The 8,229-nt window shown below is 36.2% G+C and carries 3 protein-coding genes; all 3 read right to left on the bottom strand.

Features of this window, described 5'->3' with window-relative positions; genetic code table 11:
• Positions 1–371 precede the first annotated feature (371 nt).
• The 3 genes from B5X51_RS15525 to B5X51_RS15515 all read right to left on the bottom strand — a co-directional run bounded on the left by B5X51_RS15525 (position 372) and on the right by B5X51_RS15515 (position 8,195).
• Positions 372–3,152, bottom strand: a complete 2,781-nt coding sequence (locus tag B5X51_RS15525; RefSeq protein WP_079722109.1) for a sugar-binding domain-containing protein — start codon at positions 3,150–3,152, stop codon at positions 372–374.
• Entirely contained in the window at positions 3,139–4,572 is a 1,434-nt protein-coding gene (locus B5X51_RS15520) for a sulfatase-like hydrolase/transferase (RefSeq protein WP_217699556.1), read from the bottom strand. The genes B5X51_RS15525 and B5X51_RS15520 overlap by 14 nt, the downstream gene beginning before the upstream one ends.
• Positions 4,573–4,868: 296 nt before the next feature.
• Positions 4,869–8,195: a DUF5107 domain-containing protein gene (locus tag B5X51_RS15515; RefSeq protein WP_079722107.1), complete on the bottom strand. Its 3,327-nt coding sequence runs from the start codon at positions 8,193–8,195 to the stop codon at positions 4,869–4,871.
• Positions 8,196–8,229: the final 34 nt, after the last annotated feature.

The raw sequence follows: 8,229 nt of genomic DNA, 5'->3' as shown, positions 1-8,229 counted from the left end.
TGATCCGTTAAGCCTGACCTAAATAAACTGGCATCTAAAAAGCAAAAGCCTCGTAAATATAATGTTTACGAGGCTTTTTTTTGCGGAGGAAGAGGAACTATCCGAAAATCAGATAAGCACACTGATACTGGCATTTCAAGAGGTGTGCAAATTAGGTGTAACCGAATTTGACACCTTTAACATCACTTTAACTTCAAAACTTATTCCTTGCTTTTTCTAAAGTGATTTATATTGAGTTACTATTAACTTTTTAATTAACTACTACCAGGATTCAAACCTAACTTGCGCGTCATAGCTATCTATATGATTACGACTATTTAAATATTTGAGGTAACCTTTTAGATAACTTTAATATTAAGATATATAAAAAATTATTTTTTAATATTTTCAATATTCTCCCAATCAGAAACCTGCTCTGGTTGAAATTCATCTGATTGCATATATTCCAATAAACTATATTTTAATTGCTTAGCTACAGGGCGGTTCTCAAGATTATTATTTAAATCTATACTTGTAAAAAGTAAACTTCCTTCTCCCACCTTAGCCTGAAAAACATTCGCTAGGCTGTGGTTAGTCACAAAATTATCAATCACTCTGACGATGGGGTCAATGTCTGTGTCATCTAATATTACCGATTTAGACTTAATGGTTAGATCCCACCAATTCCATTCAGTGTAAGATGAGGTTGGGAAATTTTGCAATGCGGAATGCTCCTCGTTTATCATTAGCCCCATAGTCCCAGGTTGATCTGGAAAATGTACTGGACTCCAAAAAACAGGAACAAACCTACCAGTAATTCCTTCTATATTATCTAGCTCAGGATTAAGAAAGACCTTTTTCCCTTGCTTCAGTGCTATCCTAGCATCTTCGAATGAAGAGGTAACAACTATATTTGAACCTGAATTAACCTCAACTTCTGGGTAAACCCATATTGGCCAGGAATTCTTAAAATCTGTTCCATCTAGTGCCACTGAAATCTTTAGTCTTTTGGCGTTCCTAACTTGAAGGGGAAACTCAATCGAAGCTATTTTTTTATTACTACCAATACCCAGGGAACTGGAAAAACTGTTGCTAATAAGAATTTCTCCTTCGGCATCCGAAATAGACCAGTTTATTTTTTGATCCTGAAATTCTTTGTAGAAATTAGCAACTTCTATATCTGCCTTGAATGTTTCACCTGCATTATAGATAGCTTTTTCAAAACGGATTAATGGCACTACTTCCGAATTAAATTCTCTAAATTCTTCACCAGAAATCACTCCTTTTGATTCCCAAAAAGCATTCAGTAAGCCAACAAGTGCCGTTCCCTGACCGGGAAAATCCTGTAATTGTAACAACTGAAAACCATCAAACTCTTCGGTTTTTAATGCTCTTTCTATCTCTTCCTTATAAAGCATAGCAGCAAGATTTCCAGATGCCTGAGTAAACTCATCAGCCAAATCCAATAAACCTTTTTCTTCAAGATCGTTTTTAACAGCTATAAAATTAAGTGGTTCGAGTACTCCTGTATATTTTTCTATTTCAGATAAATCGGGATAGACTGAATACTGCCCAATTTCGTGCGAAACAACCGGTATGCCTATATGACTGATATTATCTGAATAATCCTGGTCGAAACTTGGTGGTTGATTATTGAAAATTCCCTGACCTCTGATCCATCCTTTATCAGTCCATTGCGCAATGAAAAACTCATCTTCAGGTTCAGGTCTGGTTCCCGATGGCTTTTGAAAAGAAAAGCTTGTAGTCGCATATAAATGTCTACCATCTTTTTCTTTTAAGGCTGCGGTCATCTCATTAAGAACATTCATATCACCTTCTAGTTCATTCCCCATTGCCATCATTACAAAAGAAGGATGATTTCCATATTCCTGAATCATTTTTTCAGCTTCTGAATAAAGAAACTCAGTGGTTTTTTTATCCTCACCTACTTTCAGACTCCAGTGAGGCAATTCCACCTGCAAGTAAAATCCAGCCTCATCTGCAGCTTGAAAGGCTGCTTCTGGTGGACACCAAGAATGAAATCTTAAATGATTTAAACCATAATTTTTTGCCTGACTAATCAATGAACTCCACTCTTCTTTTGTCATAGGAGGATAGCCCGTTAAAGGAAAAATCACGCACTCTAGATTACCTCTAAGAAATATTCTTCTATCATTCAATTGCAAAATGCCATCGTTTGTTGAAATATTTCGATATCCGAATTTAGCCGAAGTACTTCCTCCAGAATCAGTCACTATAGCTTCATAAACATCTGGTGAAAACTCATCCCAGAATTTCAGTTCTTCCGGACGCTGTATAGAAAATTTAACCAGACTATCTTCTGCCAAATAATCCTCAACTGTTTCTGACAAGATTGAATTTCCTCTGTTATCAAGAACTTCGAATTGAATCCCTTCTGAATTACTAATTGATTGTTCAAATTCTACATTAATTTTTCCATTTTGCGTATCTGGATATATTTGAAGATTTGTCGGATTTGACTTTTCTGAAGCCTTTAAAGCAATATTTCCTAGTATACCATTCCACTTAATTTGCGTATGATTAGTATAGCCATGTGCCATTTGCTTATCGGCATCGTCTGGATATTTATTCCCCAAAACATTAATGTTAGGATATTGATCTGAATTATCCACTCTTACAGAGATAATATGATTTCCCGGTGTTAGCACTTTAGAAAGATCATAAACATGACTCCCTACCAGGCTTTCACGAGTGCCTATGGCATGTCCATCAACATATACTTTTGATTCCCATAGCACTCTTTCCAATTCAAGAGTAATGTCTTTTTTCTCCCAATTGCCAGGTATTTTCACTTCCTTTTGATACCACGCTTTTCCATAATATTCATGTTTACGGTTTAAACTTGAAAGCACAATATTATTTAAGGCAGGTTCCAAAGTACTTGCTTTACCCATTTCAGCATCATCCAGAGTACCTGGAAGCGTTATGCTATTAGCTTCTTTTAAACCATTAGCCCAATTTTCTTGATCACCAACTTCCATAGAGTCTAGTTTTACACTCCACGCTCCGGAAAGAGAAATTGAATCTCCAACCTCTTCCTTACAACCGGTTAATATTGTTAGGAAAAAAAGGAAAACTATCTTTACTGAATTAGCCAGTATATTTCGAATTTTTGAATTATTTTGAGACATTCTTATTTAATATTTTAAGGAGTTCATTTTTCATTTTTTCTACAATATCCGGATGATTTTCTGCCAAATTTTTGGATTCTAAAGGATCATTTGAGAGATCGAATAATTGAGGTTCTTCAAAAAAACCAGGATCTATTTGTTTATTCTGTAACCAACCTGGAATTGTTATATCTTCTTTTGGATGGATGTATTTCCAGTTCTCCATTCTTAGTCCGTATGCGTAGGCTTCTTCCAATAAATATTTTCTTCCAATAGATTTTTTTCCCATCCACGCAGAAAGATGGTCTTCACTGTCTGGGGCATCTTCTGTTTTCAAACTTATATTTAACAGATTTGCGAGAGACGCATAAAGGTCTACCTGAGATAGAAGCGCTTCACTAGTCCCAGGTTCAATTTGATCATCCCAGGAAACAATGGTTGGAACTCTTGTACCAGCTTCAAAAATGGAATACTTTGTACCTTTGAATTTTCCGCCAGGTGTATGATTCCCTACCAATTCCTTAGCGTAATCCAAATAGCCGTCATCGAGGATTGGACCATTATCGCTAGTAAAAATTATAAGAGTGTTATTTAAAATATTTTCTTTCTCTAAATGCTCTATAACCTTACCAACACTCCAGTCCATTTGTGCAATCACGTCTCCTCGAGGCCCCATTTCACTTGATTCCACAAATTGAATATTTGGAGTTCTTGGTTGGTGAATATCATGAAACGAATAAAATAAAAAGAATGGATTATCACTTTTCTCTTTTATAAATTCTTCTACTTTGGCATCCAGGACAAAAGGTATGTCTTCATCTACCCATAAAGCTTCTTTAGCCCCTTTCATAAATCCAATTCGGCTAATCCCATTTGTAATCGAGCTTAAATGATAATTATCGGTATGTTGTTTTAATAATTCTGGATGATTCCTGCCAGAAGGATATCCGCCTGGAATAGGTTTTTTATAATCAACTAGTAATGAATCTGATGGATTTAGATTAAAAACTCGTTGATTTTCTAGGAAAACAGTAGGAACCCGGTCACCCGTGGCAGGAATCAAAAAACTATAATCAAATCCAACTTCTGCTGGTCCGGGGGAAACCCGCCCGTTCCAATTAACTTTAGCTCTACCAAGTCCAAGATGCCACTTCCCAACGATTCCAGTATAATAGCCTGCCGATTTCAACATATCGGGTAAGGTTTTAGTTTCAGTATCTATTATTAACGGAGCATCACCTTCCAGAATTTCAGCCTTGTTTCTAAAAGCATAACTACCGGTTAAAATAGAATACCTTGATGGCGTACAGGTTGCAGCCGAAGAATGAGCATCAGTAAAATTGATACCATTGTTAGCCAATTGATCAATATTAGGAGTTTTTACGCCTTTAGCTCCATTTACTCCAATATCCCCATAGCCAAGGTCATCGATATAAATCAAAACGATGTTCGGTTTTTGATCTTGGTTATTTGATTGTGCTCTTATATTCTGGAACCCCAGAAAAAAAATAAAAGCGACAATCAAAACTTTTTGTGTTGTAAAATTACTTTTAATCATTGTTTAGATTTATTTTTAGATAATAGTCTTTCTAAATCCATAAAATCCTCCGCTGCCGCTTTTGCTTTATACCCAATTTCTGAATCGAAAACCTTCTTAATATCCGGAATAAAAACCAATCGATTTTTGAGGTATAAGGTGTAATTGATAGCGTTTTAAGTAAATCCATTAAAACTTATTTATTTGGTTACTTCAATTATATTATTTTCTTTCTCCTGTATCATAGTGAGATGTATTTTAGCCGGAAGATGATATAAATCCATTTTAAGAACCTCCTCAAAGGCAGAAATAGAAGCCTTTCTATTTTTCAGGCCAAATTCCCCCAAACCAATTAGATAGTTACAATGAATTTTGTTAAGAATATTCAAATTTTCATTCCAAATTAAAAAATCTTGTAGGGAAACCGCAAAATAATCCAATTTAACCTCATCCTCCATATGGGTCTTACCATACTTTATAAGGTTATTAAAACGTTTTTCGGCTTCATGTACCTCGCCTAGCTTCAAAAGAGCCAGTCCCTGATAAAATATCTTATCCGGTTGCTGATCGTTATAAAAAATAGCTGGACTAGGATTACTTAGCCCTTGTGAGGCTTTTTGCCAGTTTAATTCCGCTAGCTCCTTATTATTTAACCCATCATAGGCACAGCCCAACCAGTAAAAGACATCGTTCTCCTGGGTTCCAAAAAGTTTTCCCTCCCCAAGGTTATGTGGGTACGCCTGAGCAGCCTTTAAATGTTGAATAGCTATATTGTATTCCTCATTTTGAATATTTTCTTTAGCAAGTTCAACCTGAGTGGTAACATACTGGAAAGTCACCTTTCCTTCCCCCCCTTCTCTTGGATGAAATTGTCTGTTTTCAAGCGACTTCATTGCTTTCTCATATTCTCCCTGGTGATTATGCAAAGTAATTCTTTCTAGGTAAATGTCGTCTCGTGAAGCTGTGAGCATCTGGTCTTTTTCAAGCAATGTAATCCTCTCATTTATAGGAATATTCATCTTTTTATATAATTGATCTAGCTCCATCAATAACCGGGCTTCTTTGTTATCTAACTTAAAGGCAAATTCCAAGTGTTCTTTAGCCAAATCTTTTTGCTCTGTCTTATTATAATAAAGTAAGGCGAGGTTTCGATGACAAATAGCATTCGTGCTACCATGCTTAATAGATGCTTCCCAGCATTCCTGAGCATTATCATATTGTTTGTAAGCATACCAGAAGTTTCCTAAATAATAGGCCGCAGAAGAATCTTGTGGGTTGGTTTCTAAAGCTGCCTCTAGCACAACTACTTCTTCCAATCGGTTCGGAAAACAATAATCGGCTGGCATTTTTTGCGCTTTTGTAAAATGTGATTCAGCCTGATCTTTATTGTTGCTTTTTTGGTGATACCAACCTAAAAAATAGTGGATCATAGGATAAACTCTATCTTTACCTTTCTCGTGTAGGTTTAACAATGAAATGGCTTCTTCAAAAAAACCGGCCTGAGCATAATCTAAAGAAAATTCAATATAATTATGCGCATTTTCCCGTAGGATATCTTTAAAATGTTGAAGGTCTTTTTGTTCCTGACTTATCAAATATTTTTCATATAAGACCCCGAAATTAAAATTATCGATCTTCAACGAGTCTTCAATAAGATTCTTTGCTTCGTTATCCTTATTCAATTTTCTTAGCAATATGATTTTTAAATGCCTCGCCTTATGATTATGCCAGTTTTTTATTAGGGATTTATCTATTAACTCCATTGCCTTTTCAAAATCCATTCTGGAACTGTCAATTTGGGCAAGATTAAAATATCCTGCATCTTGCCATGCCGCATTCCAGCAAGCTTTAAAAATAGAATCATAAGCCGCATCATTATCACCCAAAAACCTTAGGGTTAGACCTTTATTAAAAAAAGACTCACCATCATAAGGGTTTGGATTATGTTGAATCAGGGTTTCAATAGCAGCATCAAAATATTGCAACGCCTGCTTAAACTGTCCGTGTTTTAAGTACCATAACCCCATAGCATTATTATTTCGCACATCGCCAGGCTCACGGGAAAGTGCTTCTAGATAATATGCAGTAGGATCGTATGTAGCATGCCTGTATTGCTCTAGATGCAATCCACGCAAGTAAAGTTGCTCTATGCTATCTATTTCCTCCGGTTCTTTTGCTGCTTTTGCAGGTTCAGGGATTTCCTCTTGACCATCTCCTTTTGGCGTCCAAGAAATCAACTGGTTTCCTTGGGAATCATAAACTTTTACGGTCAACTCTTTATAAGAAGAATCTCCAATATCAATACGTTCTTCAAAAACTTTTTCAGGTTTAAGATCTAAAGTCCTTTGAAAGAATTTGACTTCACTTGATTCAAGAAGTATTTTACAATCTTTGTAAATTCCAGTTACATGCACTTTTAGGACAGCTTTTTCACTTTCCATCTCCAGGTTTAAAAGCACATCTTTAGTGGCATTTTTCACAATTCCTACATTATAATACGGCATGAAATATTGCTTAAAGCTCTTCTCCTCATAAGGCTGCATCCAAGCAAAATCCGGTTGATTATCTGTATAAACGCCACACATTAATTCAATATAAGGCCCATCTTCATCGGTTAGATTACGATCCCACGCCCTACCAAAATCTCCATCACCCCAAGTCCACTGTTTTTTTCCTGGGGAAATATGATGATCGGCAACATGGAGCAAACCTCCTTTAGAGTCGTTTTCAAAGCCTCCTACAAAATTATATTTGGAAGTAATAGCCATATAAGAAGTTGGGACCGGTATATTTTTATAACGAGAGATATCGGTACCAGGTGAATAATCAACTTTGTAGTACTCACCTTTTGCAATAGGGAATTCTGAAACATCTCTTTTGCCATGGTCAAAAACCGCATGAACATCTGGCGGAAAAACCGACTGGTAATGGTCATTTACAGCTACTGCCGGGTTAGCCCACCAAAGAAATGTCTGTGGATGTGGCGTACGATTATATAACTGTGCTTTAATTTCTATATAGGCTTTATCTGGATGGAGAGTAAACCCTGCCATTCCTTTAGTTCTAAACATCCTCTCTACCTCACTCACCCAAACAGTCACACTACCATCTTCATTTTCTTCAATAGTACTATCCACCGGATCGTAGGTACTTGGGCGGTGATGTTGAGGCCAATTAAACTCAATACCTCCTGATATCCAGGGGCCGGTTAAACCAACTAGAGCTGGTTTTATCACATGGTTATAATAAACAAAATGGCGTTGTCTTATCTTATCATAAGCCATCTGAATACGACCTCCAAGAGCAGGTAATACCATAATTTTGATATAATAATTTTCTAAAAAAATCACATCCCACTCTTTGTCTACTTTTGTATCGCTCACATGTTCTATTATCGGGTTTGGATAAACATCTCCACTACTGGCTTGATAGACTCTTTTTTCCGGAAAAACCGGATATTTTTCTGGCTTCCCTACTTCATATGTAGGAATCATCATCTTTTCTTTCCAAACTTTTACATTATCCATTTTTCATTTCTTTTTGGTCGTAAATATCAGATTT

It is taken from the genome of Salegentibacter holothuriorum (assembly GCF_900168045.1).
Lineage (GTDB): Bacteria > Bacteroidota > Bacteroidia > Flavobacteriales > Flavobacteriaceae > Salegentibacter > Salegentibacter holothuriorum.
This window is presented reverse-complemented; position numbering and strand designations above follow the sequence as displayed.

Coding starts and splice junctions, on each gene's coding strand:
- B5X51_RS15525 (WP_079722109.1), bottom strand. CDS start 3,152: ATGTCTCAAAATAATTCAAAAATTCGAAATATACTGGCTAATTCAGTA.
- B5X51_RS15515 (WP_079722107.1), bottom strand. CDS start 8,195: ATGGATAATGTAAAAGTTTGGAAAGAAAAGATGATGATTCCTACATAT.